The organism is Vibrio sp. 1069 (assembly GCF_033340555.1).
Window position 1 is genome coordinate 1 of record NZ_JAWOWP010000498.1, and the last position, 644, is coordinate 644.

The following is a 644-nucleotide window of genomic DNA, read 5'->3' on the forward strand; positions in this document are numbered from 1 at the left end:
CACGCATGAACCAATATCCACACGAGCTTTCTGGCGGTATGCGCCAACGTGTGATGATTGCCATGGCGTTGTTGTGTAAACCGGAACTGCTTATTGCCGATGAGCCAACCACCGCGTTGGACGTGACCGTACAAGCCCAAATTTTGACTCTGTTACGTGAGTTACAAAAAGAGTTTAATACCGCGATATTGCTGATCACGCACGACATGGGCGTTGTCGCCGAAATGTGTGACCGCGTGTTGGTGATGTACGGCGGACAAAAAATGGAACAAGCGGGTACGGACACCCTCTTTGCTCAGCCCGCACACCCTTATACCCAAGGCTTACTGAGAGCAATTCCTTCGATCACCGAAGACATGCCTCGTTTGCCAACCATCCCTGGCAATCCACCGAGCTCCTTGATTAACCACCAAGGCTGCCCGTTTAGAGATCGCTGTGATTACCGACTCGCTCGCTGCCAAGCCGAAACGCCGAAGTTTATGCCGCTCAATGGTCGTCAATCCATCGCCTGCCATGTCAAAGCCCAAAGCAGCATTTCACTCATCCACCAGTCGGCTTAAGGAGACGTTATGAATCAGAAAGAAGTGTTATTGTCCGCTCGCGATCTGCAAGTGCATTTTCCTGTTTCGCGACACCTCATTCCG

The 644-nt window shown here is 51.6% G+C and carries 1 protein-coding gene; it reads left to right on the forward strand.

What is annotated here, in order from left to right:
* On the forward strand, nucleotides 1-560 hold a 560-nt coding region (locus tag R7040_RS27390; protein WP_318097734.1), incomplete at its 5' end, for an ABC transporter ATP-binding protein.
* Nucleotides 561-644 lie beyond the last annotated feature (84 nt).